Raw genomic sequence first — 25,912 nt, forward strand, 5'->3', positions numbered from 1 at the left:
GCTCTACAGCGGCGCCTTTTTTATGTCTTAATCGGAGCTCTTTACTTGCCGCTCTTCTCCGCAGCACGCTTCCGGCTCTTCTTTTGTTTGGTAGGGGTCGCGCTCTTTTCGATCTGGATGGGCTCGTTTGTCATCGACGACTCGATGCGATTTCCCTCCATGTCGAGTTCTACCACCTCGTAGCCGAGTTTTTCCAGGCCGGCTTTGACGTTCTGTTTGTCGCCTACCACCAGGATGTTCATCTTCTCAGGTTGTAGGTGTTTTTTCGCCAGGGCATCGATTTCGGCTTTGGTGATGCTTTGCAGGATTTTCGCCTGTTCTTTCACGTAATCCTTATCGAGGTTGTACTTGATGATCCGCCCCAGAAAACCAGCCTTTTGGTAAGGCGTTTCGTAATCCAGTGCGTCACGCTGTCCGATGGAACTTTTCATGAAGGCCAGTTCCTCGGGCGTAATGCCGTTGGTGTGGTAATCCTTGATCTCCTTCATAAATTCTACCACCGAGCTATCCGTCGCATCGGCGCGCACTCCGGCCGAAGCGGTGAAAGGCCCCTGCAATTCCGACCCGCTGAAGTACGAACGCGCTCCGTAGGTCCAGCCTTTGTCTTCGCGCAGGTTCAAGTTGATACGGCTGTTAAAAGCTCCTCCGAGTGGGTAGTTCATCAACGTAGCTTTGTAATACTCGCCGGTAGCGTCGTAGGGAAGGGCCAGGTAGCCCATCCGGATTTGCGACTGCGGTGCCTGTTCTTTGTCTACCAGATAGATGCGTGTTTTGTCGATGGCCGGCGTCTCGCTGAACGTGACGGCAGGCACCGGCTTGGCGGCCCAGGATTCCAGAAACGCCATGGCCGGTTTGGCTTCGCTTTCGGTCAGATCACCCACCACCACGGCATAGCTGTTGGCGGCTGAGAAGTACTGGTTGTAAAACGCTTTGACGTCGTCGAGTGTGATGTTTTCTACCGTTTCGGTAGTGCCGATGGCCGGAATGGACCGAATGCTACGCTCGCCGAACAGCAATCGGTCGTACACCTTGCTGGCAATCACTTCGGGTTGATTGTTCTGAAACGCAATGGCCTCGATCTGCTGCTTTTTCAGGCGGGCAAAATCGTCGGCATCGAAGCGAGGATGGAACATGCGCTCGGCTGCCAGCGCTAACGTGGGCTGCAGGTTTTTCTTGAGCGATTGGATGTAGACGGTCATGGCTTCGTCGCCGGCATTGACGCTGACGCTGCTGCCCAGTTTTTCCAGTTCGGAGGCAAACGCTTCGGCGGTGTATTTTTCCGACCCTTCGTTCATCATGTCAGCCGTCAGGGCGGCAATACCGGCTTTGCCGGGATCGGACGCCGACAGGTAGTGCCCACCCGGAATGGTGATGGCGATGGTTACGGTCGGAATCTCGTTGTTTTCCGTACCGATCACCTTGATATCATTCCGGAGCTTGGCATTCCAGATGTCCGGCACTTTGACCAGCGGATTCGGGCCGGGCTTAGGGCGCATGGCCCGATCGAACGAATCTTTGGCCTTGTTGTACGTCAGCCCATCGTATCCGTAATCGGGAGCCTGGTAACCCTTTTCCGATACCGTATAATTGTCAGCCTGCGCAATAGACGCCGTATCGCCTTTGGGCACCACACTCAGAATCACGGCATGTTTGCCCTTTACGTACTGGTTGTAGACGCGCATGACGTCGGCCGTGGTAACAGCCGTGTAGGCTTTCAACTCGTCGGCGATGTAGTTCGGATCATCCTGAAAAGTTTGATACGCCGCCAGTTGTGAGACTTTGCCTCGGACACTGGCCAGCCCGTTGATCAGGCGTGCTTCCGCCTGGGCTACAAAACGCTGGACGTCTTCTTCCGTAGGACCGCGTTGCTCAAACTCCTTCAGCGATTCGCGCACGATGGCTTCCGCGCTGGAAAGCGGTACGCCGGGGAAACTGATGACCGTCAGGTCCAGTTCGCCGCCGAGTTCCGAAGTGGGATGGCTGGCGTTGGCCTGCAGCGCTTTCTGAGGCTTTTCCAGGTTCTTATAGAAAAGCGAATTCTTGCCACCGCCCAGAATATCGGCGAGGCAGTCGAGGGCTGGTTCGTCGGGGTGATGACGCGGTACCGTGGGGAAGACTATTTGCAACAGCGGAAAACGCACGTTGTCTTCGTACGACACGTACCGGTCTTTTTCCAGAACAGGTGCGGGCAGGGTAACCGCTTCTACCTCAGGCCCAGCGGGAATCGAACCGAAATATTTCTCGGCCAGCGTCACGACTTGTTTTGGCTCTACATCGCCGCCGACGGTTAACGTGGCGTTGTTAGGGCCGTACCAACGCAGGAAGAAGTTTTTCAGGTCGTTTACGTCGCTGCGGTCCAGGTCTTCCAGGTAACCGATGGTCAGCCAGGAATAAGGGTGTCCGTAAGGATACAGGGCGCGTGCAACGTATTCGCGTACTAGCCCGTAGGGGCGGTTGTCGTAATTTTGGCCGCGTTCGTTTTTCACCGTAGCGCGCTGAATCTCAAACTTTTTCTGCGTGACAGCGTCCAGCAGAAAACCCATGCGGTCGGCTTCGAGCCAAAGCGCGGTTTCCAGTTGGTTAGTCGGGACCGTCTCGAAATAGTTGGTGCGGTCGCGGTTGGTGGACCCGTTCAGGGTGCCTCCCGATTCAGTCACGATTTTGAAATGTTCTTCGTCGGCCACGTGGTCGGAGCCCTGAAACATCATGTGCTCAAAAAAGTGGGCAAAGCCGGATTTGCCGATCTCTTCGCGCGCCGAACCTACGTGATACGTGACGTCCACATGAACAACAGGGTCGGAATGATCTTCGTGAACGATGAGCGTCAGTCCGTTGGATAGTTTGTACTTTTCAAACGGAATAACCAATTCATCGCCCTGCCTGGTTACCTTTTCAACCAACTTCGCCTGGCCGAAAGAGGATGCACTGGCCAAGAGGGCGAGGGCAAACACTGCGAGGGTTCGTTTAAGCATAGGAGTAGGAGATGGTGAAATAAATCAGATAAAAACAACAATAGCCTAACAACCCAAATTAGGACAAAAAAGATTGAGAGCGGATGATTTTTTTGACGAGCGGCCGGGGAGCAGGATTGGCCAGGTGCCATGCACTATAAAACAAAACCCCGCGATGCTCGGGCACCGCGGGGTAGAAATTGTTGCAGACTACGGGGTTGTTTAGAGGACGCTCAACAGGCGGATCTCTACTTTTCGATCCTTCTGTTTGTCCTGATCGTTCTTATAAAGTGCTTCCTGCGAAGTCTGTCCGTAGCCTTTGGCCACGATGCGTCGCCGCGGAATACCCCGGTCGTTGAAGTATTTCAGTACCGCACGGGCCCGCTCGTTAGAAAGGCGCAGGTTGTGCTCACGGTCTCCGGTCGCATCGGCATATCCCGAAATTTCGATCTTCAGGCTCGGGTTTTTCTTGAGTTGTGCCACCAGTGGATCGAGCTGCTTGGCAAATTCGGCTTGCAGGTCAGATTTGTTAACGGCAAAGTAAACCTTCGTGACGTCTACCTGCACCGGTTTCGGGTCGGAAGAAGCGGTTACCGGCTTCGGCGAAGACTTGGTCGCGTCGAGGGCTAGCGGCTTGCCGCTTTTAGCATCTTCGTAATAGAATTCGCCTGAAGCCACCTGAATCTCCGGCGCGTTTTCCATCGGTACCTCGCCGGTCGGGTTGGTCGCCAACATCAACTCCATCAGGTAATTGTACGCCTCGGCATCTTCCGACGCAATGATGTTGTCCATCAGTTCATACAAATCGAGGCTGTCTTTAACCAGGCTGACTTCTTTGGCGAAGCGCGAATCGACCGCTACCTTCTGCTGAGGACGTTCGGTATCGTAAAAGGCGTTTTTCACGGAGACCTCCTGGCCCACAATTTCGTCGAACTGCCGGATGGGCTTCAGGTGGATTTCCTGATAGAGTTCATAGAAATAGTCCTGGTGGGGAATTTTGATGGTGACCAACTGCGGTTGGTATCCTTCGGCTTCCACCACGAGGTCATACTCTTTGCCGGGAGGGAAAATGATCAGGTAATTGCCCGTTACCGCGTTGGACGAATACACATTCTGAATGGGTTCGCTGGTCTCCCGGTTGATCACTTTGATGGTCGTAGGGATCGGCGTGCGCTCTTCGCCCGAAACAACGCGGCCTTTCAACATGGTCAGGGGAATCATGTTCAGTTCCGCCGGAATGCCGAGGAAATAGATGTCCATGCTCCCGAAACCGCCCGGGCGGTTGGATGCAAAGTAGCCTTTTGTGCCGTCGGGGCTCATCACAAAGTAGCCGTCGTTGTGTACCGTATTGATCGGGTACCCGGCGTTGCGGGCATCGTGCCATTCGCCGCGAATGCGCATGGCTTTCATCACGTCGAGGCCGCCAATGCTACGTGGTCCGTCGGTATGGAAAAACAGCGTTTTGCCATCCGGATGAATAAAAGGGGCTTCTTCGTTGGCATCGGTGTTGATGGAAGGCCCCAGGTTGACGGCACGTCCCCATTGGCCTCGTTCGTCTTTTTCCATCATCCAGATGTCCATGCCGCCAAAGCCGCCGGGGCGGTTGCTGGCAAAATAGATGGCAGTACCGTCTGCTGACATGCTCGCACCGTTTTCCAGGTGGTTGCTGTTGACGGGCGCATCGACTGGGGAAGGCCCCTGCCAGTTTTTGCCATGAAGTTTGGCTTGGTACAGATTGCCGTTACCGTCGGCTGTACCCGTATAGAGGAGCATCTGCTGGCCGTCGGGCGAAAGTGCGACGGCGCCGGTGTTTTGGGCTTGGGTGCTGAGTTCGACGCGTGCCGGAGTGTTCCATTGGCCGTTCTGCCCTTTGGCCTGGTAGATGGATTCCATCGGGCGGCCTCCTTTTACTTTGTCGTCGGCACGTACGGCGGTATACACCAGCATCGTTTCGTCGGCATTGACCAGCGGCGAAAATTCCGAGAAGCTACTGTTGATAGTAGGCCCCACGTTCATCAGGACCACAGGCAGTTCGTTTGCCATGAGCCATTGGCCGTTGCGTGCCTGCGCTTTCACCATGCGTGCTTTGGCAATAAGCGGGTCGTTTTTAGGAGCGGTTTGCTCGAATTTGTCGACCTGCGCCATAGCGTCAGTGAAGCGCTGCGCCTGGTGGTAGGCCAATGCCAGGTGGTAATGGACATAATTGGGAACGGCTTCACCTTTGTTGTTAGCGGCAACCTCAAGAGGCTCAAGCGCTTTGGCCTGTACCGTAGGGTCTGGAGAAGCCAGATAAGACACACCCAATCCGTAGTTGACAGCCGGGTCGTTTGGGGCCGAACTTTTCAGTTTTTCGAAAAGCGGAAGCGCCTCCTCGTAGTTCTGAAGATTGAAAACGCGCATCGCTTTCTCAAGCGCGCGGTGGTCGGCTTGTTGTGACCAGGCAAGGCCCGGCCATAGTAGGTTGGGAAGTAAAAGAAGCCATCCCCATTGACTCCACCGGATCAACCGGCGTACATACTTCGTCGTCATGAAATATTTTCCTTAATGGACTAATAATTGCAGAAGCGTTCAAAAATAACTGCCTGAACTACAACATCCTTATGGGGCAATTCTGGGCTAGCGCTTTATGCGTACCATTTACGCAGACGAGGGGGAGGGGAGGGATGGTACTTTTCAACAAATACATAACAAATCCTACACAGCGTGAGAATTGTTTAATGGCCGAGTCAAATTGAAAATTCGCCGAGAAATTGGGGTATTCCGTAAAATAACGTAATTTAAAAGAGATAGTGTTGGGTGTATAATGTTATATTTGCATTGAATCTAATACGGAAACTTACCTGATACCGAAGGCCATGAAGATCGTAAACATAATCCTCCTCTTTGTTGTAAACCTGATGATGGTTATGCCTGCTCAGGCACAACTTTCGCGCAAGACTACCGAGCCTGAGTTCAAGGTAACTTACGAAGGCTATGAAATTGACACCCGGGAGGGGCTCTACATCCCGAAAGAGGGGTTCTTCCAGATCGATCTGGCCAATCAGCAAGAATTATACGCTTCGCTGCCCGACGACGCCTACATCAGCTTCATTTCTTCCGAAGCACGCTTGATCAGCCCGCAGGATGGCACGGTGGTCAGCATGACGCAGGATCACGAGTTTCTGGACAACGATCTGGACCTGATTCCAATTATGCGTCAGGCCGCGGCACACGACAAGCTGGAGCTGGAAGTGAAATACGTGTACGTGGCACGCAAAGGAAATGGTAAAACCAAGGTATTGAAAGAAGGCTCTAAAGTGCTGTCCGTACCGCTCAAGTAACACGAGCGGACTTTTTGCCCTCCTTTTCCGTAAAAAAGCCCTGCATCATTCCGATGCAGGGCTTTTTTTGTAGGGGCACAAGCGGATTAAACAACAATGTTGATGATCCGCTGAGGCACGATGATGACCTTTTTCGGTGGTTTGCCTTCTGTCCATTTCTGGACGGTTTCCGAAGCCAGCACTTCCCGTTCCATCTCAGCTTTCGGCATGTCGAGGGCAAAGGCCATGCGGGTGCGCATCTTGCCGTTGATCGAAACGGGATATTCAAAGCTATCTTCGCGCAGGTACTTCTCTTCCCACTGCGGCCAGGGCGCACGCGTGACGCTGTTGCGATGCTCGGCGGGCAGGGCCTGCGGCCAGTTCTCGCTGAGTTGCGCCCACAGTTCCTCGGCCAGGTGAGGCGCATACGGGGAGAGCATCACCAGCAACTCCTGCAAGATGGCCCGCTTGTGGCAGTTCAGCGAAGTCAGTTCGTTCACGCAGATCATCATCGTACTAACGGGCGTATTGAACGAGTCGCGTTCGATGTCCTGTTCCACCTTTTTCAGCGTTTGGTGCAGCACCTTAAGTTCGGCCGGGGTGGGTGCCTCGTCGGTGACCAGCAGCTTGCCCTCTTCGTCATAAAAGAGACGCCATACTTTCCGCAGAAATTTGAAGGCTCCGTCGATGCCGTTTGTGTTCCAGGGTTTCGACTGTTCCAGCGGGCCCAGAAACATCTCGTACAGCCGTAGGGTATCGGCACCGTAGCGCGCGACAATATCGTCCGGATTCACTACGTTGAACCACCGCTTCGACATTTTCTCTACGGCATAGCCGCACCGGTACTGACCCGCTTCCAGGATGAATTCGGCCTCGGCGTTTTCGGGTCGCCACTGGCGGAAGGCTTCTACGTTCAATACGTCGTTTTCGACCAGATTCACGTCCACGTGCTGCTCGATGACGTCGTACTGATCTTTGAGTCCCATCGAAACAAAAACCGGCTTACCCGACTTGCCCTCTGGCGATTTGACCAGGTATACCAAATTGGAGCGCCCCTGAATCATACCCTGGTTGATCAACTTCTGGAACGGTTCCTCGTGGAAAATGTAGCCACGGTCGTACAGAAACAAGTTCCAGAAACGGGAATAGAGTAGGTGACCGGTGGCGTGCTCGGTGCCCCCGATGTACAGGTCCACCTGATTCCAGTACTTCACAGCCTCTTCACTGACGAACTGCTGGTCGTTTTGCGGGTCCATGTAGCGCAGGAAGTACCAGCTCGAACCGGCCCAGCCGGGCATGGTGGTCAGTTCATAGTCGTATTTTCCATGGTATTGCCAGCCTTCGGCCCGCGCCAACGGCGGTTCGCCGGTCTCAGTCGGCTTATACTGGTCGATTTCCGGCAGAACCAGCGGCAGTTCGGCGTCGTCCACCAGTTGCGGCAGACCGTCTTTGAAATAGATCGGCACCGGCTCGCCCCAGTAACGCTGCCGGCTGAAAATAGCGTCGCGCATCCGGAAGTTCACCTTAGCTTTGCCCAGACCCAATTCCTCGGCTTTAGCAATGGCCGCGTCGATGGCTTCGCGGCAGGTCATGCCGTTCAGAAAACCGGAATTGATCATGACGCCCTCTTTGGTGGGATTGGCCCCCGCCTCCGGATCGGTACCTTCGATGACCGGACGGATCTCCAGACCGAAATGCTTTGCGAAGCGATAGTCGCGTTCGTCGGAAGCCGGTACGGCCATCACCACGCCCGTGCCGTAGCCGGCCAGCACGTAGTCGGCAATCCACAGCGGAATCTCTTCGTCGCTCAGCGGATTCTTGACATAACTGCCTGTGAATACGCCCGAAACGGTTTTGACGTCGCTCATGCGGTCCAGTTCCGAACGGCTCTTGGTTTCGTCCAGATAGGCTTCGACGGCCGCTTTCTGTTCGGGAGTAGTCAGGTCGGGGACCAGTTCGTGTTCGGGCGCGACCACCACGTACGTGACGCCGAAAATGGTGTCGGCGCGTGTGGTAAACGCGGTCAGCGTGATGTCTTTGCCCACCACGGGGAAGTTCAGTTCCGCGCCGTTCGATTTGCCGATCCAGTTGCGTTGCATGTCGACCATGGCGTCCGACCACGCCAGCGTATCCAGGTTGCGCAGCAGGCGGTCTGCATAGGCGGTGATGCGGAGCATCCACTGTTGCATTTTCCGACGTTCGACTGGATAGCCCCCCCGTTCCGACACGCCGTCTTTCACTTCGTCGTTGGCCAACACAGTTCCCAGCGCCGGGCACCAGTTCACGGTGGCTTCTGTCAGGTAGGCCAGCCGGTACTTGAGCAGCAGCGTTTGCTGTTCCTGCTCCGACATTTTCTGCCACGTCTCGGCCGAGAAGCGAGGCGTATCCTCATCGCTCACGGCCTGCACGTCCAAGTTGCCGTTGTGCGCGAAAGCATCGATCAGCGTAGCGATGGGCTCGGCCCGGTCGGTAGTCTGGTTGTACCAGGAATCGAACAACTGGCTGAAGATCCATTGCGTCCAGCGGTAAAACGAAGGATCAGACGTCTGCACCTCGCGATCCCAGTCGTACGAAAACCCGATGTTTTGTAGCTGTTCTTTGTAGCGACGGATGTTGTTTTCGGTCGTTATGGCCGGATGTTGCCCCGTTTCGATGGCGTATTGCTCAGCCGGCAGCCCAAACGCATCGAAACCCATCGGATGGAGTACGTTAAATCCTTTGTGGCGTTTGTAGCGCGCCACCACATCGGAGGCAATGTAACCCAGCGGGTGGCCGACGTGTAGCCCCGCGCCAGAAGGGTAGGGGAACATGTCGAGCACGTAAAACTTCGGTCGCGTAGGGTCGATCTCTGTCCGGTACGTGTGCTCGTTTCGCCAGTGTTGCTGCCATTTTTGTTCGATCGCTCGAAAATCGTATTCCATGAGTCGGGAGGAAAATTGGATAGAAAGGCTGCAAAAGTAGCGGAATTCGCCCGGAGGTCAAGAAGGCCCGGTGGGTTGGCAGGCATCCGGCCACAAAAGCGTGTTCAGACGCGACCTCCGGTCCACTCCTGTTTCAGGAGGCTGTAGACTTCCAGGTCGTGGAAGTGGTCGTGCAGCCACTCGCCAGCACGCTCGACGCCCTCCAGCCGAAAGCCCAGCCGACGGGGAAGGGCGGCACTGCGGTGGTTGCCCACGCCGCAGCGAATGCGGATGCTGTTGAGCTCGGTTTGGGTAAACAGGTGGTGGATGAGGGCGGTGCAGGCGCGCCGAATCAGGCCCTGGCCTTCGTGCGACTGGGCGATCCAGTATCCGATTTCGGTTTTCTGATTTGTGCGGTCGGTGTCGCGGGTGCCGATCAAGCCAACGTATGTGCGCTGGTAGAAAATCAGCATGACACATTCGCGTTGCTGGGGTGGCGTCAGCAGAACGGCCTGGATGAACCGTGCCGCGTCTTCTGCCCGTTGCATGTGCTCGACGAACGGCAACCACGGGTGCAGATGCGCGCGATTCTGATCGATCAGATGAAACAGCACCGAGGCGTGTCCCGGCCGTAGCGGATCAAGGCGAAGTTCATGGTCAATGGCGATGGAATGCACAACAGAACGAGCAGCGGGAAACGAACCCGGTGGATGGAAGAACAAGGCACTAAGCTAAGCACGAGCACGGGAATCCGCTAACAGAGGCCGTGTATTCACGAGGATTTGTGGGTGCGGTCGTAGATGATATAACCCGCCAGCACGACCAGACTGGCCACCGAAACCCACAACAGCCCGGTGGTCAGCCGGTTGAAGTCGGCACCCAGCCAAGCAATCAGAACCGTCAGGGGCGTGATGCCCGCCAATGTAGCACCGGTAAACTTCCAGAAGCCCATGCCCATCAGACCAGCCACGAAGCTAATGGCGTCGTTGGAAAGAAACGGCGAGATGCGCGCAACAATGACGGCCCAGAAACCATACTCGCCCACGTACTTCTCTACTTTCTTTTCGGTTTTGCCTCCAATCAGCCGCTCGACTGTGTGGGCACCCAGCGCCCGCCCGAGCCAGTAGCCGAACGTTGCCGCCGTCGCCACCGCGGCGATGCACAGCAGCCCGCCCCACCACGGACCGTACGCCAGTACGGAGACGATCATGAGCAGGGGCGATGGGATTACGAGGAGAAACATCTGCGCGACCATCGCGGCCACGATCGCAAACGGGCCCCAGAAACCCAGCTGGCTTACCCAGCTCGAAATGCGTTGTCGGTCATCGCTGGTCAGCACGTCCCACGCTTCCTGCAAAAATTCCCGCACGGACGGGACCAAAAAGTAACAGCCCACGAGCCCCACCACTAGCAGCCCCGAGATGAGCAGCGGCAATTTGCTTTGGGAGGAGGCTTCGACTTGCGGAGCCGTAGCGGGTTGTGAACGGGATGTTTTGGTTTTTTCCTGGAGATCAGCCATGCGTAAAAAAGATACTTCTACCTTTTTACGTACGGTGATCTACCCGTAAGGATTAGCGGTTACGCCTGAATGCCGTAGATCTCCTGGTTAACGCGCCGGATGATGGCATCCCAGGCAAACTCTTGTTCGACCATTTGTTTGGCGGCCGTTTGCATTTGTTTGTAACGCGGCGTTTCCAGGAGGGCATCAAACTCCAGCATGCCTTTGGCGATGGCCTCCGGTGTGTTTTCCGGCAGCATCAGGCCGCATGCGTACTGGTCGATGTAGGGCTCCATGCCCGTTTCGCGGCTCACCAGCAACGGGACTTCCACGCTGGCGGCTTCCAGAATGGCGCGCGACAGACCTTCCCAGCGGGAGGTGTGCATAAACACATCCATGGCCTGGATCTGCGTCATCTTGGCGTCGCCGTACATGGCCCCCAAAAAATGGACGCGGTCGCCGATGCCCAGCCGCTGGGCTTCTTTTTCTACCTCCGGGCGGTCGCCCCCATCCCCAATAAAGTACAGGTCGCCTTTCCCGCCCTGTTTGCAATATTGCGCCACGCCTTCCATCATCAGGTCCAGCCCCTTCTGGTAGATCGACACACGGCCACAGAACCCGAAAATGGGCTTGCTCTTCATCGGGAAGGTCACCTTGTCTTGCAACGTGAAATTGAAATCCTGCCCGTTGGGAATAAAGAGCACCCGCTGTTTCGGGAACAGCGCCGCCAGGTCTTCTTCCTCCAGTGGACCCACCGCGTGCAACAACTCGGCGTCTTCGACCAGACGCGATTCGAAAAAGCGGATGTATACTTTTTTGAAGCGTGGGTTCTTTTTCAGGCTGACCGGATTGTAGCCGCTCCGGGGTGTCAGCGCATAAGGAATGTGCTTTTCTTTCAGAATCAGGCTGATCGCGTAGTACTCCGGGATAAAAACCGAATGAAAGTGAAAAAACGCGTTTTCCGGCAACGCGTAGAGGGCGTTGATCAGTTCTTTCGAAAGTTTGAACCGCAATTTCGTCGTGTCGAACAACCGCAGCGGGAACGTCGGGTTGCTCGTGTTCTGCTTTTCGGCCAGGGGCACAGCGCCCCACACTTCCACGTCCAGACCGCGCGCGTACTGGTACGTGGCCAGGTTAAAGACAGATTTGTTGACGCCGTTCATCGTGTTGGGATCGGCGTTTCCCAGGACGAAATGGATGATCTTCATCGGTGATTAAACGGCCTTTGACTGATACAGGTGATTTTTCTGGTGATACCAGTCGATAAATTTCTGTAAGCCTTCGCGTAGCGACGTGCTGGGTTCGTAGCCCAGTAGCTCCTTCGCTTTTTCGGTCGACGCGCAGGTAATCGAAACGTCGCCGGGCTGCATGGGCAACTGTTGGATGTTCGGCTCGCGGCCCAGCAGTTCGTACAGCGTATGAATCAGTTCAGACAGTTGGGTCGGCTTGTGGTTCCCCAGGTTGAACGTCTCGAACACCTTGGGCTGAGCTTGCACGTACTCGATGGCGCGGCAAATGCCATCCACCGTATCTTCCACAAACGTGTAGTCGCGGGCGGTGCTGCCGTCGCCGAACATGGTCAGGGGCTGGCCGTTCAGAATCTGCCGAACAAATTTATTGATGGCGAGATCGGGGCGTTGCCGTGGCCCAAATACGGTGAAGAACCGCAGGTTTACGGTATTGATGCCGTAGAGGTGATGGTACGTATGGTTCAGCAGCTCGCAGGCTTTCTTCGAAAACGCGTAGGGCGAAATGGGGTAATCCACGTTATCGGTCTCCCGAAACGGAATTTCTTTCCGGTTGCCGTAGACGGACGACGACGATGCGAAAACAAAGTTGCGCACCTGCTTTTCTTTCATCCACTCCAGCAGATAGTTCGTGGCCGACACGTTGTAGTCGAGGTACGAAAGCGGATTTTCGATGGAGGGACGTACGCCGGCTTTGGCCGCCAAGTGCATCACGACGTCGATCGGTTCGGTTACCTGCGCCAGCCCATTGGGTTGCGTCAGGTCCAGTTCCCGGAACGTGAAGTGGGGATGATCGCGTAAAGCGCTAAGGTTGTCTTCTTTGACCGCACGTGGGTAAAAAGGATCAAAATTATCGACGCCCGTGACGGCATAGCCGTCGCGGAGAAGGCGTTCGGCGAGGTGAGATCCAATAAATCCGGCGGAACCGGTTAACAGAATACGTTTCATCCGATAAACATTTTGGGGCAAGTTAGTAATTCTGTGACGATTCGTGTCAGGACCACCAGGCCAGTAACGTAAGATCAGCCACAAAACCCAGTCGTTTCCAGGCGTTAACACGAAATGCACTTGAGTGCATGAACTTCGTAAAAACCGGTTCTGTCGCCATCGCGGAACGAACGAAGCAGCATGTGGTGCACATTTCTTACGAAGGGAATGAGCGGTCGTAGTTCCTGGCACCGCCACCTATGCGTCATACAAACCTTTGTCTTGGAACCCCTCCCGTTCGGGGCGGGAAGCCCCGTCCAGGCCGTTTTCGGTGCCTGTTTCCTATCAATAAGCAAGTGCTTCTTCACTTCGCAAATCCGTAACAACGAAGCAGATGATGACGAAGGTAGTTTTAAAACATCAAATAAACTTTATCGCACGGGGATCTTTTCTACTTTCGTCCGGTAACTTTCTGGTACGCTATGCGCGCTTTGTTGATCGACTGCACCCTGGCTCAGCCAGCCTCGTCCGAAACGGAACACTTAATGGCACATGCCAAAGAAGCGTTCCGGCATCGGGGGTTGGCGATGCGGTCCGTACGACTGGCCGACTACACGGCGCTTCCTGGCAAGAGTCAGGCGTTTTTGCAATACTTGCGGCAGAGCGAGATTTTGCTGTTGGGCGTTTCGCCGCAGCACGATTCCTACCTGCATGATCTGCAGCGCGCGTTGGACCGCCTGCAACAACATAGCCAGCGGCAGCAGCGCAATCCTTTTGCGGGTAAAGTGGCGGGCGGCATGTTGATGAACGCCACCCCGCTGGGGCCTGAAATTATTCAGGAGGTGATGGCGCGCCTGACGTTGCTGGGCTGTACCGCGACTTCAGTCAACGATCTGCTGCTGGCCGACGGATTTCCGGCCGAAGCGCTTTCGCCGCGTCCGCATCCGGATCGGTATCCGGAAATTGACTACCTGGTGAGTAACCTGATTTATTTCGCCGGCCTGATGCGCCCCGAACCGGTACTGGTCAGGAGGGGATAGCCGCAGGAACCTTCTGCCAGACGGCGCTGTGCAGCAGACCGCGTTGCACCGAAGCCCGGCATTGCAGCGGCAGCGCTTCGAAGGCTGCGCGATAGGGCGGCAGTTGTCGGGCACAGACCTCACTCACCACGCCGAAAAAGCGATACATCCCCCAGATCAATCCCTGTTCCCACCAGAACGCCGGGCGACGTTCCGGCCAATCGAAGTCCGTGAAGAGCCAGTGTCCGCCGGGTCGGAGCGCCTGGTAGAGGCGCAACATGGCTGTTGGAAGGGCCTGGTTAGTGAACAAATCCAGCACAAAAAAAGTCAGTACAACGTCGAACGTCTCTTGTGGATGCAGGTCCGTTTCGGTACCCTGCCGGAACTCCACGCGTTGGTGCGCCAGCGGTTGGGTGCGCTGACGCGCGGCTTCCAGCATGGCGTGCGAGGCTTCCAGGTACACCACCGAAACCGCGGGATGCAGGCGCAGGACTTGCTCCAGCAACCAGCCCGAACCGCCCCCCAGCACCAGCACGCGACTGTGCGGAGGAATGTAGTGAAGAAACTGGGCCTGCGCACGGCGAAGGCGATTGCCAAACACAAGCGCGGCGAGGCCATCGTACCAGGGCGCAATCCGATCGAAGTTTCCGGTCATAGGTCGGGGGCTAAATTCGGCAGGAAGGTTGAATATTGCCGACGGTTTGCCTTACTTTTGATGATCGTTATTCCCATCTCCTTGCTATGCAGCCCTACTTACAACTACTTCAACGCCTGATCGACGAAGGAACGGTGAAAGAAGACCGGACCGGTACCGGCACGCTGAGCCTGTTCGGCTACCAGATGCGCTTCGATTTGTCAGAAGGCTTTCCGTTGGTGACCACCAAAAAAATTCACCTCAAGTCGGTGATTCACGAATTGTTGTGGTTCCTGAAAGGCGATACCAACATCGCCTACCTGAAAGAGCATGGCGTTCGGATCTGGGACGAATGGGCCGACGAACACGGCAACCTGGGACCGGTGTACGGCAAACAGTGGCGGAGTTGGGAAGCCCCCGACGGGCGTGTGATCGATCAGATCGGTCAGGTGGTGGAGAGCATTCGCCGGAATCCTGACTCGCGTCGCCTCATCGTTTCTGCGTGGAATCCTGCCGACATCGAGCAGATGAAGTTGCCGCCGTGCCACGCGCTTTTCCAGTTCTACGTCGCCAACGGCAAACTGTCGTGTCAGTTGTACCAGCGCTCGGCCGACGTGTTTCTCGGGGTGCCGTTCAACATCGCGTCGTATGCGCTGCTGACGATGATGATTGCGCAGGTGACTGACCTGGGCCTGGGCGAATTTATCTGGACGGGGGGCGACACGCATTTGTACCGCAACCACCTGGAGCAAGCTCAGCTGCAACTGAGTCGGGAGCCGCGTCCGCTGCCCCACATGCACCTGAACCCGGAGGTCAAAGACCTGTTTGGGTTCCGCTACGAAGATTTCCGGCTGGAGAATTACGATCCGCATCCGACCATCAAAGCGCCGGTAGCCGTCTAACTTATTTCTACTTATGAGAATCGTCAGAATCGTTCTGTTCAGCCTGTTGGCGATCGGTTTGCTGGTGGGCGCCTACGCGCTGTTCGGGAATTACAGTTCCGGAAGCCGGGCGGGCACGGTGGCCAAATTCAGTAGCCGGGGCGTCGTATTCAAAACCCTGGAAGGCCAGTTGAATGTCGGCGCGTTTTCGAATCAGGAGGGCACCTACGCACCCGAAATCTGGAATTTCTCCGTACACCGGGGGCAGGACGAAGTCATCGCGCAGCTGGAGGACGCACTGCTGGAAGGCTACCGCGTCAAGCTCTATTACCACGAAAAATTCTTTCGCTTCTTCTGGCAAGGCGACAGCAAATACTACGTCTACAAAGTAGAACAAGTCAAGAAACCCACTGCCGCTCCGGTCGCGGAATAACCGCTACGCCATTAGGCCTGAAACCAAAAAATCCCTCTCGGAAGCTTCAACACCGAGAGGGATTTTCGTAAGGACTCGCGCCGGACTATACGTGATCGACCGCCACGTGGTAGGTCGGATCTTCAATGATGTTCACTTCCACCAGTTTCTCGGCATCTTTCAGCAGCTTCCGGCAATCGGGGCTCAAGTGCTTCAGGTGAAGCGTTTTTCCGGCCTTCTGGTATCGTTCGGTGATGCGGTTCAACGCCTCCAGGCCCGACATGTCCACCACCCGGCTTTCACTGAAATCGATGACGACTTCGGACGGATCGCCCGGCACGTCGAACTTCTCCGTAAAAGCCGCTACGGAACCAAAAAACAGCGGTCCGTACATTTCATAATGTTTCACGCCCTGCGCATCGACGTACTTGCGCGCCCGGATGCGCTTGGCGTTTTCCCAGGCAAATACCAGGGCCGAGATGATCACGCCGATCAGCACCGCCAGCGCCAGGTTGTGCAGGAAGACGGTCACGGCTGCGACCACCACCATCACCAGCACGTCGTGCAGCGGCATCCGCCCGAAGGTTTTGAGGCTGGCCCATTCGAAGGTGCCGATGGCGACCATGATCATGACGCCGGTCAGGGCCGCCATGGGCAATTGCTCGATCAGGGGTGCCCCAAACATGATAAACAGCAGCAGCATAACCGCCGCAAAGACACCCGATAGCCGCGCCCGCGCGCCCGACGAGATGTTGATCAGACTCTGGCCGATCATGGCACACCCCCCCATACCCGAGAAGAGACCTGAGGTGAGGTTGGCGAGGCCTTGCGCCACGCACTCTTTGTTGCCGCGCCCCCGCGTCTCGGTAATCTCGTCGATCAGGTTGAGCGTCAGCAGACTTTCGATCAAGCCCACGCCCGCCACAATGGCCGCGTACGGCAGCACGATCCAGAGCGACTCCAGGGTGAACGGAATGGCCGGCAGGTGAAACGGCGGAAATCCACCCTGAATGGAGGCTATGTCGCCCACCGTGCGGGTGTTGATGCCCAACCCAATGGCAATTGCCGATACGACCAGAATGGCCGCCAGCGACGCCGGAAAGGCTTTGGTCAGGCGGGGTAACCCCCAGATAATCAGCATGGTCAGGCCGACCAGCCCGAGCATGATCCAGAGGTCCGGACCGCTCATCCAACGGAGTTCGCCGCTAGCATCTACGGTCTTGAACTGAACCAGCTGCGCCAGGAAAATCACGATGGCGAGTCCGTTGACGAACCCGAACATGACCGAGTGCGGTACCAGCCGGATGAACTTGCCCAGCCGCAGCAAACCCGCTGCGATCTGCAGCAGACCCGCCAGAATCACCGTGGCGAAGACGTACTCCACACCGTGGTCTTTCACCAGACTGATCAGCACGACGGCAACGGCCCCGGTGGCTCCGGAAATCATGCCGGGGCGTCCGCCCAGCACAGACGTGACCAGTCCCATGACAAAGGCCGCATACAGTCCCACCAGCGGCGATACGCCCGCAATCAAGGCGAATGCCACCGCTTCGGGCACCAGGGCCAGGGCGACGGTAAGTCCCGAGAGAATTTCGGTCTTGTAGTTGACAGGCTGACGGAGGTCAAACAAGCGAAGGTATTGCTTCATAACGTAAAACAGACAAAGGACGGCCCTGACTGCAGAACAGCCCCAAGCAGCGGGATTGGTTTAGGATAAAAAGCGATCACCCGGGTGGGTGGAAAACGTAGGTGTATCGCCGTTAAAATTTTGCCGCAAAAGTAACCCAATCTTGCCGGAAATGGTGCTCTGATGTAGGAATATGCCCAACCCCTAGGAACAACATCGCCCGAAAACTTACACGGACCGAATCCTCTCCGAAAGAACAGAGAACCTCATGCTCAGAAGGTTAGAATGACTTCGACGCGAAAAACGTTCAATCGGGCAGGAGGGAAGCCGGCAGTGCGGCAGAATACGAGGCGCCCGCAAACGCCAGCAGTGGTACGACACCCGAGGCATTGGTGCTGAACACGTGCGTTGCTTTCTGCAACTCATCGGGACGGAACCGCCCTTCGCGAATGGTCCACCCCTGAGCACGCGCCCGTTGCAGTACCTGACGGCGCATCACGCCCGCAATGCAGCCAGTGTCGAGCGAGGGAGTGTAGAGTTGCTCTTCGATGATCCAGAACAGGTTGGCCATCGTGCATTCGGACAGGTACCCGCCGTGGTCAAGCAGCAGCAACTCGTCCAGCCCCCGGCGTGCGCGTTCCAGACCCACCATGACGTAGGGCAGGGCGTTGCCGGTTTTAAAACGCGACCACGGCGAAGCCATCAACTGCACCGTTTCGCTGAGGGCTACGTGCTGTTTCGGAAGCGGCGGTGTCGTAGGGGCGGCGGCCGTTTCGACCCAAAAATCGATATCCCGGTGGGTGGGCGTATACAAACCGCCGGGCTTGCGCACGACGCGCAGACGGATGCGCGCCCGTTTGGACGCGAGTTGGTTGTGCTGTAGTAAGGTCTGAATGAACGTATGGACACGCGTGGCGGTAAAGCCCGCCGGGGCTTCCATGTAAAGCGCCTCTATGCCCTGTGTCAGCCGTTCCCAGTGATCGTCCCAGAAGCGGACCTCGCCCTTCCGAAAAATCATGGTTTCGAACAACGAGTCGCCGTAGGCAAACGCACGGTTGTCGGGGCCTAACCGGAGTTGATCCGGGGTCAGTACGTCGAAATTGTAACCCACCGCGTTCATCGCAGGTAGTTCTTGAGCAGCGTGACTTCCAGGTTTGGCGACACCCGGTCGTACAGAATGCGGTAGACCGCCTGCGTGATGGGCATCACCAGCCGGTGGCGTTTGATCAACTCGTGGATGCTTTTGACGGCGTAGTAGCCTTCCGCCACCATGTCCATTTCGAACTGCGCCGATTTCACGCTGTAGCCGCGACCGATCATGTTCCCGAACGTGCGGTTCCGGCTGAATTGCGAATAGGCCGTCACCAGTAGGTCGCCGACGTAGGCCGATTCGTTCAGATTGCGATGCGTCGGGCAGACGGCGTCCAGAAACGTCCCGATTTCGCGCAACGCGTTGGCGACCAGAATGGCCTGAAAATTATCGCCGTAGCCCAGGCCGTGGCAAATCCCGCAGGCAATGGCGTACACATTTTTCAGCACCGCGGCGTATTCGATGCCCCGCAGGTCGGGCGAGGTGGCCGTCGAAACGTAGCGGCACCGCATCAGGTCGGCCATCCGGTGCGCCTGCGCTTCGTCAGGTCCCGCCAGGGTCAGGTACGATTGCCGCTCCAGCGCTACCTCTTCCGCGTGGCACGGCCCCGCAATGATGCACAGGTCGCGTTCCGCCACACCATAGCGGTCTTCCAGCAAATCGGTCACGAGGCAGTGGCTTTCGGGAATCATCCCCTTGATGGCCGATACCACCAGTTTCCCTCGGAAATCGGCCGGACCAAGCCCCGCCAGGGCATCTTCCACAAAAGCTGCCGGGACGGCCAGTACCACGATGTCGGCATCCGACAGCGCCTCCTTCAGATCGGTCGTCGGGGTAATCTTCGTGCGATCCAGGCTAACGTCGCTCAGGTAGCGCGGATTGTGCGCATACTGCTGGACGTGGGCTACGGTTTTCGGATCGCGCAACCACCACCGGATGCGCACCGACTGTTCCGAAAGAATTTTCAGGATGGCAGTGGCCCAGCTTCCACCACCGATCATGGCCATTGAAACGGGTGAATCAGGCAAAACTCAGGTTACATTGATGAGGCCGCATAGTACCCAAAAACCAGCAGGAGGGCAAAGCCCACGGCCGGTGGCGCAGTGATTTCCACCGTCTTAAAAGACTAGCGAGCGGTTCTCTAACTCACTGCTTTGGCGGGTTGCGGCTTTTTTTCGTCCGGAAGCGGTGCCCCTTTCACGGGATGGCGTCGCCAGTAGTTCGCCAGGATGGAACCGGAGATGTTCATCCAGGGACTGAACACCGCCGCGGCCAGGCCGACGGTGCCGAGTTTGCCCATCGCCCCGGCCAAGCCGGAGGCCATGCCACCGTTTTGCAATCCCACTTCCAGCGCCATTGAGCGGGCTGAGTTTCGGTCCAGCCCCAGGGCGCGGCTCAGCCAGTACCCCAGCACGTACCCGGCGGCGTTGTGCAAGACCGCCGCCAGAAAGAGGATGAAGCCCACCTGCAAGAGGTTTTCGCGACCGGCGGCCGTAGTAACCGTCGTGAAATAGACAATGCCGAACATCGAGAGATAAGGCATCCACCGATCGAGCTGCGGCAGACGTTGGGTCAGGTAATGGTAACCGCCCCCCACCGCCACTGCACCGGCAAAGAAGCCCAGAATTTCGACTGATTGCAAAACCGCCGCGGGCAGATGCGCCTGCAGCCATGCCCAAGTGCCCATGGGAAGCAGGATGAGCCAGACCAGACAGGCCGCCGTGATAATCAGCACCCGGCGTTCTCCTTGTCGGGAAGCGGTTTTGAGGTAATCGTGCAACAGGGCCGCCCCGATGGGAACGAGCACGATTTTGACGATCTGCATCATCATGTCCAGCAAACGCACCTCGACGAGCGTGCCCGCCAGCAGTTTCATCATCAGCGGCGTCATCAGCGGAGCCGCCAGCGTTGCCATTGCCGTGACGGTCACCGACAACACCAGATTGGCTCGTGCCAGGTAAACCATCACGTTGGACGCCAGTCCGCTGGAGCACGCCCCGATCAGCACCACCCCGGCGGCAATTTCCGGCTCGAACTGAAACACCTTCGTCAGCAGGAAACCGACCACCGGCATGATCGAAAACTGACAGAGCAGTCCTACCAGCACGCCGCGCCCGGTCGTCGCCAGCCCGGCAAAATCGCGGAGGCTCATCTGGATGCCCATTCCGAACATGACCAGTTGGACGACCAGCAAAATCAGCCACGGGTTGCGCAGGTCGAAGTCGCCCCAGTGCAAAAAAGCCGCCGGGTAGAGCATGCCCGCCACCACGGCCGTGATGATCCAGGCGGTGTACTGATAGCCCTGCAACGCCGGAATCGCTCCGAGCCCGACCGACAGGCCGACAGACAACGCCACCGCCGCCGGTTGCCACAGCGCAGGCTGAGCCATGAACAACCCCACTACCAACAGCAGCAATGCCGCAGCGGCAAGACCCAGGCAGATTTTCCGGAACAGGATCATGAGAGCACCGTCGCCAGGTGTTTGATCGCCTGCGGCGGACTGGCCAGAATCGGTACGCGCTTGTCGGCTTCGGCAAGCGTGTCGACGACCCGTGCCATGGACGCCTGCGCCAGCAGAATGACGTCCACTTCCTGCGCCAGTTCCCGCAGGGCATCGCCTACCATTTGGTCGTGTTTCGCCGCGTCGCCGCTCATCAGCGCCTCGAAGGCCCCTTCACAAAGGCGGGAAGTGAGTTCAATCGCTTTACCGGCCACGGCAGCCCGCCGCCGCACCAGATCGCTGGTCGGCTCCAGGGTGGTCGGCAGGGTTGCGATGACGCCGATTTTGCTACCGGTCTGTACCGCCAGATCGACCATGGGCTGGTCGACGCGCAGCACCGGAACGCCGGAAAGACCCGCCGCCGTTTCGACTGCCGCCCCGATGGACGAGCAGGTGACCAGAATCTGATCGGCTCCGGCCGCTTCGGCCGAACCGACGTAGTCGACCACGCGCCGGGCGGTCGCCGCCGTAAGCGTGCCCTTCGCGATTACATCTTTGATCAGGCTGTCGTCTACGATGTTGAAGACCTTGACGTCGGGCAACCATTCCTGGCAGAGCTGTTGAAATACCGGAACCAGCGTCGCGGATGTATGAATCAAACCTAGGGTTTTGGACATGATGGAATAACGAGTTAGTAAGAAGGTTAAAGATGAATGGGTGGGTCTCAATCAGGTAGCTTGAGTCCAAAGTCGAAGCGCTCGTGGACGATGCGTTTCAGCAGCCCAAGCTGTCCGCAGTGCCACATGGTGTGGCTGATATTCCAGTTGAGGGCTTCGAACTTGGTTTTTGCAATGGGATGGGGCACCTGCGTAGGTTCCAGGGGGCGTTGCAGGTCGTCGGGCGTTAGCCCGTTGATGACGCGAAGCGACGTTTGCTCGACGAGTTGAAGCTGCGTCTGCAACGTTTCCGGCTTGGTTTTGCCTAGGGACTGTTGCGGCGGGGCGCTGGTAAAAAGAGCAGCGTAGTCGCGCAACGGAACCTGCTGGTGCACGCCCGCAGGGTGTCCCGTGATGGTGATGATCGAATGGAAGAAAATGCTCATGATCAGATGCCCCGCCTGCCAGGTCACGCTGGTGTCCACCACGGACGGAATCTGGTCCCAGGTTTCGTACGGAATGCTGTGGAGCAGCGTGTTGGTCCAGGCATAAGCCTCTTCCGTTTGCTTGGCAAGTACTTCGACTTCGTTCATGGCACTTCTGGAATACGATCTATCAGAATAATGACTTATGAATGTGTAGGGTGCAGCGCCGGTTGTTTGCCCTCCAGCACCGTTCCGAAGTAGTCTTCCCGGCCGACCTGACCGCCTTTGAAGTTGACTTCCCGTCCGTCGACCGGCGAGTTGGGCGCGTACGCACGACACAGCGGAGCGCCGGGCGAAAGCGGCGCGATCATTTCGACGGCTTCGATGCCTAGCGCGCGGGCCGCAAAGCTGGACGTATCGCCCCCGGCCACCACCAGGCGTTGCACTCCGGTTCGGGCAACCACGTTCCGCAGGATGGTGCCGAGCGCGGTCCCGTATAACTGGGCGGTGCGTTCGCGAAGGGCACTGGCGTCGAGGCCCTGTTGGGCAAAGATTTCGTTGGTCGCGGAGGCGTTTTCGCCGCCGTTCGTATGCAGAATCACATGGCGTCCGTCGTTGACCTGTTCAGTGATAGTCGATGCATAACCGTCCAGAAGGGCTGCATCGTCGGGACGGGCGGCCAGCGCAGCAGTGTCCAGCACCACTTCCCGAAACCCCTGCGACAAGGCCCAGGCGATCTGCCCGGACGTGACCGGCGAGCAGCTTCCCGACGCGACCAGCAACGGCTCTGCCCGGCCGGGATCGGCCCATGCGGTCTGCGGTTGAAGTTGTTCGGCCTGTTGCCAGTGGGCACCCAACGCCATTTCGATGCCGGAAGAGCCAACCGAAAACAGCGGTGCTTGCGGTGAAGCGTAGCGGTCAATCAGACGACCGATGCCCGCCAGTTGAGACGCGTACATGGCATCGAACAAGACCACCTCAGCCCCTTGTTGCATCAGCTGGTCGAGTGCTGATCGGGCTTCTGGTTCGGGTAGCGCGATGTGTAACAGGTCAAAAAGGCCAATGCATTTGTCGGTCTGTCGGCCCAGGTGCAGCCGCAGGTCACTTTCGTCGGCGGGTGTAACCGGATGCTTACGCATCGACGGATGGCGGTCGAGCCGGTGAATGGTACCCGTACTGCCGATGCCCATGCGGGCAAACAGGTTGCCAAACGCACAATACCGACCCAGCGGCGGTGCGGCTACCAGCAGCGGAACAAACGGAGCCTGAAAGACGTCCGCGCCCACGTCGATGGCTCGCCCGATACTGCCGATGGTCGGCGAGGAGTCAAACGTGGAGCATACTTTATAATGCACGTGCGGAGCCCCCAACTGCCGCAACTGCCTGAACGCCGGACGCAACGTCGCTTCCATTTGGGCAGGGGCCAGTGAGCGAGTCATGCCCGCCACCCCGATGGCCCGCAGGCCGTCGTAGCGCGCCAGTTGCTCGGGCGTGGGCGGCTCAATGAAGAGCGCGGTTTTCGCTCCGGCCCGGCTCAGAAACTCCAATGCGTCGGTCGAACCGGTGAAGTCGTCGCCGTAAAAGGCCAGCAGTAAATTGTGGGGCCGTTCGCTCATTTCTTCTTTCCGAATTTGGCGACAGATTTGGCGAAAACGGGCGAGCGTTTCGCCGCTTCTTCAACCGAAAGCCCCTCTACGGCGGCTTCCCACGCATCGCGCAGCGCCGCTACGCCTCCGGCGGGTCCATCGGGATGGGCCATGATGCCGCCACCCGCCATGTATAAGAGATCAGTAGTTTGCGTACGGCGGTAGGTTTCCGGAGCCTGCCCGCCCCATTGACCCGACGAAACCACGGGCAGAATGGAGTAGCCGCCGAGGAATGGTTGCAGACCCGCCTGGATGGAGCGCACGACCGAGTCGTCCGATTCCCAGAATTTATTCTGGATGCCGTTCACGTGAATTTGATCGACCCCGGCCAGTCGCCAGAGCTTCTGGTAGGCCGGAAACTCGATGCCCAGCAGCGGATGCCGGTTCAGCATGCCCCAGCCGTTCCGGTGGCCGTGGATGGCCAGTTGTCCCTGGTCGCAGATTTTCTTGACGCCCGCAAGCCCCACGCTGTTCAGGCTGATCATGGCGCAGGTGCCGCCCGATGCCACAATCTTTTCGTAGCGCCGCAACATCGAATCGATTTCGTCGCTGAGGTTGAAAGCGTACATCACCTTCTTTCCCGTGCGGTCGGCGTGGTCGTTAATCACACGCATGATGGTGTCGACCCGCGCTTCGAACGGCGAGTTGGCCGACGCCGACAGCAGTTCGTCGTCTTTAATAAAGTCGATGCCCGCTTCGGCCAGCGTTTTCACGAGGTCGGCGGTTTGAGCAGGCGTCATGCCGATGCTGGGTTTGATGATCGTCCCGATCAGCGGCCGGTTCTGCACGTCGGTCAGCCGACGACACCCCTCGATGCCGAACTGCGGTCCCCGAAAATGATCGGCGAACGAGCGTGGCACCTCCAGGTCCATCAGCTTCAGGCCGGTAAATTGCGTGATTTCGTACAAATTGCCCTGTAACGTGGACACCATCGTCGGCAGGTTGTAGCCGAAGTTCTCGATCGACCAGGAAACCTCGACGTAGGCCTGATGGTAGGTACCGGTTTCGGAGGTCGCGCCGGGAATGGCCGGGGTGGTCACGGTCGCGACGGGCGTAATCGCTTCGACGCGGGCGGCAAAGCGTTCTTTCAGTTCCTCGGTTTCGCCGGGCACGGCCACGAACGTACCGGACGATTGCTCGCCGGCCAGTACCTGGGCGGCCTTCTCGACGGCGTACGGCGTTTCAATAAAATAACGGGCGGTAATTCTTTCCATAAAAGCGAATGATCAGCGCCGACAGCGGGCGAATGGCGCTACCGGGGTTGAAGCTGTTGTCGCCAGGAAAGAGGCCGAACGGCGGGGGATATACCCTGCGTGCGATCAGAGATGCTTGCGGGCGCGTTACCGATGGCGGCGCGCGATGCGCTCGTAGTTGCGGTACGCAAACAGGCGTTTGCCCGTAGCCTGTTCTATCTGGTGCAACAGCCGGTCTTTCAGCGACATGGTAGAGCGACTGGGGTCGTACGTGAAATCCCAGTTTTTCTGACGGATGGTGTCTGCCATCACCGCCGGATGCGATCCTTCAAAACGCTCCAGTAGGTCGACGTCGTTGTAATCGAAATCCTGTTCAGACGCGGCGTGTTGTTTGAGCCACTGGTCCGCGTGCCAGAAGCGGTGGAAGAAATTCCCTTTTTTGCGCATCAATTGCGGGTCGCGCACATACGAGTAGTGGTAAATCGGCACGTCGATCTCGACGACTTTAAGCTTGGTGCCTTTCTCTCCGGCATCGTAGGCGGCTACCGACGGGTACTTCCGAAACCCCTGCGAGTCCCGGTACGAGCGGATGCCCAGCCCGGTTTTGAAGGCCCGGATTTCGAAAGGATGGGTGCGGCGGGTGCGGCGGATGTAGTGGTAATCGCCCCAGAAATGGTAAAACGGAAACAGTAGTCCCTCTACGTCCGGGCGGTCGGCAAAGTAGGTCAGGTGGTCGCGAAGGGCGGGAAGGTCGTTTTCGTGCAACACCTCATCGGCCTGTAGGTGGAAGGCCCAGCCTTCGGTGATCTGATCCAGGCCCAGGTTCGACTGCTGGGCGAAAATTTTGCCCCCTTCCCGCAGTTGCATGTCCCACTGCGTGTCGATGATGCGAACCTTGGGCGAATCCAGGGCTACGATGGCCTCGCGCGTACCGTCCTGCGAATCGCCCACCACCACAATGTGCTCGTCGACCACAGGCAGGATCGACTTGATCGAAGCCAAAAAAGGGTAGCCGTAAGTCAATCCGTTGCGGACGTAGGTGAAGCCGGTTACTTTCATCAGAAAGG

General features: G+C 57.5%; 21 protein-coding genes. 4 read left to right on the forward strand and 17 right to left on the reverse strand.

Features of this window, described 5'->3' with window-relative positions; translation table 11 throughout:
* Window positions 1-41: 41 nt before the first annotated feature.
* Together BLR44_RS01500 and BLR44_RS01505 are read right to left on the reverse strand one after the other, a co-directional pair.
* A complete protein-coding gene (locus tag BLR44_RS01500; RefSeq protein WP_089678201.1) occupies window positions 42-2,972 on the reverse strand; it encodes a M16 family metallopeptidase in 2,931 nt (976 codons plus the stop codon).
* 201 nt (window positions 2,973-3,173) lie between these two features.
* A complete protein-coding gene (locus BLR44_RS01505; RefSeq protein ID WP_089678203.1) occupies window positions 3,174-5,480 on the reverse strand; it encodes an OmpA family protein in 2,307 nt (768 codons plus the stop codon).
* Between the two features lie 377 nt (window positions 5,481-5,857).
* Between BLR44_RS01505 and BLR44_RS01510 the strand changes: the two genes are divergently transcribed.
* Complete coding sequence (locus BLR44_RS01510) at window positions 5,858-6,271, forward strand: hypothetical protein (protein WP_143017054.1); 414 nt, start codon at window positions 5,858-5,860, stop codon at window positions 6,269-6,271.
* A gap of 86 nt (window positions 6,272-6,357) precedes the next feature.
* On the opposite strand, the gene leuS is transcribed toward BLR44_RS01510, so the two are convergent.
* The 5 genes from leuS to BLR44_RS01535 form a co-directional block, all read right to left on the reverse strand.
* Window positions 6,358-9,171 (reverse strand): leucine--tRNA ligase, encoded by a 2,814-nt coding sequence (gene leuS / locus BLR44_RS01515; protein WP_089678208.1) that lies wholly within the window; start codon window positions 9,169-9,171, stop codon window positions 6,358-6,360.
* A 104-nt stretch (window positions 9,172-9,275) separates the two neighbouring features.
* On the reverse strand, window positions 9,276-9,827 hold the full coding sequence (locus BLR44_RS01520; RefSeq protein WP_176955859.1) for a GNAT family N-acetyltransferase: 552 nt from the start codon (window positions 9,825-9,827) through the stop codon (window positions 9,276-9,278).
* Window positions 9,828-9,922: 95 nt separating this feature from the next.
* Window positions 9,923-10,669: a TVP38/TMEM64 family protein gene (locus BLR44_RS01525; RefSeq protein ID WP_089678212.1), complete on the reverse strand. Its 747-nt coding sequence runs from the start codon at window positions 10,667-10,669 to the stop codon at window positions 9,923-9,925.
* Window positions 10,670-10,728: 59 nt separating this feature from the next.
* A complete protein-coding gene (locus BLR44_RS01530) occupies window positions 10,729-11,856 on the reverse strand; it encodes a glycosyltransferase family 4 protein (protein WP_089678213.1) in 1,128 nt (375 codons plus the stop codon).
* Window positions 11,857-11,862: 6 nt separating this feature from the next.
* A complete protein-coding gene (locus BLR44_RS01535; RefSeq protein ID WP_089678215.1) occupies window positions 11,863-12,843 on the reverse strand; it encodes an NAD-dependent epimerase/dehydratase family protein in 981 nt (326 codons plus the stop codon).
* A gap of 461 nt (window positions 12,844-13,304) precedes the next feature.
* Here BLR44_RS01535 and BLR44_RS01540 point away from each other — a divergent pair, with 461 nt between their 5' ends.
* Entirely contained in the window at window positions 13,305-13,862 is a 558-nt protein-coding gene (locus tag BLR44_RS01540; protein WP_089678217.1) for a hypothetical protein, read from the forward strand.
* On the opposite strand, the gene BLR44_RS01545 is transcribed toward BLR44_RS01540, so the two are convergent.
* The gene (locus BLR44_RS01545; protein WP_089678219.1) at window positions 13,849-14,496 is read right to left on the reverse strand and encodes a class I SAM-dependent methyltransferase; all 648 of its coding nucleotides are present in this window, start codon (window positions 14,494-14,496) and stop codon (window positions 13,849-13,851) included. The genes BLR44_RS01540 and BLR44_RS01545 overlap by 14 nt on opposite strands.
* Window positions 14,497-14,582: 86 nt before the next feature.
* Here BLR44_RS01545 and BLR44_RS01550 point away from each other — a divergent pair, with 86 nt between their 5' ends.
* Complete coding sequence (locus tag BLR44_RS01550; protein WP_089678222.1) at window positions 14,583-15,377, forward strand: thymidylate synthase; 795 nt, start codon at window positions 14,583-14,585, stop codon at window positions 15,375-15,377.
* 13 nt (window positions 15,378-15,390) lie between these two features.
* Window positions 15,391-15,789, forward strand: a complete 399-nt coding sequence (locus BLR44_RS01555) for a hypothetical protein (protein ID WP_089678224.1) — start codon at window positions 15,391-15,393, stop codon at window positions 15,787-15,789.
* A gap of 85 nt (window positions 15,790-15,874) precedes the next feature.
* Here the strand turns inward: BLR44_RS01555 and BLR44_RS01560 are convergent, their stop codons facing one another.
* The 9 genes from BLR44_RS01560 to BLR44_RS01600 form a co-directional block, all read right to left on the reverse strand.
* The gene (locus BLR44_RS01560) at window positions 15,875-17,416 is read right to left on the reverse strand and encodes a SulP family inorganic anion transporter (protein WP_089678226.1); all 1,542 of its coding nucleotides are present in this window, start codon (window positions 17,414-17,416) and stop codon (window positions 15,875-15,877) included.
* Window positions 17,417-17,702: 286 nt separating this feature from the next.
* Window positions 17,703-18,515 carry an aminotransferase class IV gene (locus BLR44_RS01565; RefSeq protein ID WP_089678228.1) on the reverse strand — a complete coding sequence of 271 codons (813 nt, stop codon included), beginning with the start codon at window positions 18,513-18,515 and terminating at the stop codon, window positions 17,703-17,705.
* Window positions 18,512-19,513: an NAD(P)H-dependent glycerol-3-phosphate dehydrogenase gene (locus tag BLR44_RS01570; protein ID WP_317042759.1), complete on the reverse strand. Its 1,002-nt coding sequence runs from the start codon at window positions 19,511-19,513 to the stop codon at window positions 18,512-18,514. Before BLR44_RS01570 ends, BLR44_RS01565 begins: the two co-directional genes overlap by 4 nt.
* A 113-nt stretch (window positions 19,514-19,626) precedes the next feature.
* The gene (locus BLR44_RS01575) at window positions 19,627-20,946 is read right to left on the reverse strand and encodes a bile acid:sodium symporter family protein (RefSeq protein WP_089678232.1); all 1,320 of its coding nucleotides are present in this window, start codon (window positions 20,944-20,946) and stop codon (window positions 19,627-19,629) included.
* On the reverse strand, window positions 20,943-21,602 hold the full coding sequence (locus tag BLR44_RS01580; RefSeq protein WP_218126991.1) for an aspartate/glutamate racemase family protein: 660 nt from the start codon (window positions 21,600-21,602) through the stop codon (window positions 20,943-20,945). Before BLR44_RS01580 ends, BLR44_RS01575 begins: the two co-directional genes overlap by 4 nt.
* 47 nt (window positions 21,603-21,649) lie before the next feature.
* Window positions 21,650-22,174, reverse strand: a complete 525-nt coding sequence (locus tag BLR44_RS01585) for a DinB family protein (RefSeq protein ID WP_089678234.1) — start codon at window positions 22,172-22,174, stop codon at window positions 21,650-21,652.
* 35 nt (window positions 22,175-22,209) lie between these two features.
* Window positions 22,210-23,622, reverse strand: a complete 1,413-nt coding sequence (locus tag BLR44_RS01590; protein ID WP_089678236.1) for a four-carbon acid sugar kinase family protein — start codon at window positions 23,620-23,622, stop codon at window positions 22,210-22,212.
* Window positions 23,619-24,866 (reverse strand): ribulose-bisphosphate carboxylase large subunit family protein, encoded by a 1,248-nt coding sequence (locus BLR44_RS01595; protein WP_089678238.1) that lies wholly within the window; start codon window positions 24,864-24,866, stop codon window positions 23,619-23,621. The genes BLR44_RS01590 and BLR44_RS01595 overlap by 4 nt, the downstream gene beginning before the upstream one ends.
* A gap of 126 nt (window positions 24,867-24,992) precedes the next feature.
* Window positions 24,993-25,904, reverse strand: a complete 912-nt coding sequence (locus BLR44_RS01600; RefSeq protein WP_089678241.1) for a glycosyltransferase family protein — start codon at window positions 25,902-25,904, stop codon at window positions 24,993-24,995.
* Between the last annotated feature and the right edge of the window lie 8 nt (window positions 25,905-25,912).

It is taken from the genome of Catalinimonas alkaloidigena (assembly GCF_900100765.1).
In the GTDB taxonomy this organism is placed as follows: domain Bacteria; phylum Bacteroidota; class Bacteroidia; order Cytophagales; family Flexibacteraceae; genus Mooreia; species Mooreia alkaloidigena.

What these genes read in the sequence shown, in the direction of transcription:
- BLR44_RS01500 (WP_089678201.1), bottom strand. Translation starts at nt 2,972, where the DNA reads ATGCTTAAACGAACCCTCGCAGTGTTTGCCCTCGCCCTCTTGGCCAGT.
- BLR44_RS01505 (WP_089678203.1), bottom strand. Translation starts at nt 5,480, where the DNA reads ATGACGACGAAGTATGTACGCCGGTTGATCCGGTGGAGTCAATGGGGA.
- BLR44_RS01510 (WP_143017054.1), top strand. Translation starts at nt 5,858, where the DNA reads ATGCCTGCTCAGGCACAACTTTCGCGCAAGACTACCGAGCCTGAGTTC.
- leuS (WP_089678208.1), bottom strand. Translation starts at nt 9,171, where the DNA reads ATGGAATACGATTTTCGAGCGATCGAACAAAAATGGCAGCAACACTGG.
- BLR44_RS01525 (WP_089678212.1), bottom strand. Translation starts at nt 10,669, where the DNA reads ATGGCTGATCTCCAGGAAAAAACCAAAACATCCCGTTCACAACCCGCT.
- BLR44_RS01530 (WP_089678213.1), bottom strand. Translation starts at nt 11,856, where the DNA reads ATGAAGATCATCCATTTCGTCCTGGGAAACGCCGATCCCAACACGATG.
- BLR44_RS01535 (WP_089678215.1), bottom strand. Translation starts at nt 12,843, where the DNA reads ATGAAACGTATTCTGTTAACCGGTTCCGCCGGATTTATTGGATCTCAC.
- BLR44_RS01540 (WP_089678217.1), top strand. Translation starts at nt 13,305, where the DNA reads ATGCGCGCTTTGTTGATCGACTGCACCCTGGCTCAGCCAGCCTCGTCC.
- BLR44_RS01545 (WP_089678219.1), bottom strand. Translation starts at nt 14,496, where the DNA reads ATGACCGGAAACTTCGATCGGATTGCGCCCTGGTACGATGGCCTCGCC.
- BLR44_RS01550 (WP_089678222.1), top strand. Translation starts at nt 14,583, where the DNA reads ATGCAGCCCTACTTACAACTACTTCAACGCCTGATCGACGAAGGAACG.
- BLR44_RS01555 (WP_089678224.1), top strand. Translation starts at nt 15,391, where the DNA reads ATGAGAATCGTCAGAATCGTTCTGTTCAGCCTGTTGGCGATCGGTTTG.
- BLR44_RS01560 (WP_089678226.1), bottom strand. Translation starts at nt 17,416, where the DNA reads ATGAAGCAATACCTTCGCTTGTTTGACCTCCGTCAGCCTGTCAACTAC.
- BLR44_RS01565 (WP_089678228.1), bottom strand. Translation starts at nt 18,515, where the DNA reads ATGAACGCGGTGGGTTACAATTTCGACGTACTGACCCCGGATCAACTC.
- BLR44_RS01575 (WP_089678232.1), bottom strand. Translation starts at nt 20,946, where the DNA reads ATGATCCTGTTCCGGAAAATCTGCCTGGGTCTTGCCGCTGCGGCATTG.
- BLR44_RS01580 (WP_218126991.1), bottom strand. Translation starts at nt 21,602, where the DNA reads ATGTCCAAAACCCTAGGTTTGATTCATACATCCGCGACGCTGGTTCCG.
- BLR44_RS01585 (WP_089678234.1), bottom strand. Translation starts at nt 22,174, where the DNA reads ATGAACGAAGTCGAAGTACTTGCCAAGCAAACGGAAGAGGCTTATGCC.
- BLR44_RS01590 (WP_089678236.1), bottom strand. Translation starts at nt 23,622, where the DNA reads ATGAGCGAACGGCCCCACAATTTACTGCTGGCCTTTTACGGCGACGAC.
- BLR44_RS01595 (WP_089678238.1), bottom strand. Translation starts at nt 24,866, where the DNA reads ATGGAAAGAATTACCGCCCGTTATTTTATTGAAACGCCGTACGCCGTC.
- BLR44_RS01600 (WP_089678241.1), bottom strand. Translation starts at nt 25,904, where the DNA reads ATGAAAGTAACCGGCTTCACCTACGTCCGCAACGGATTGACTTACGGC.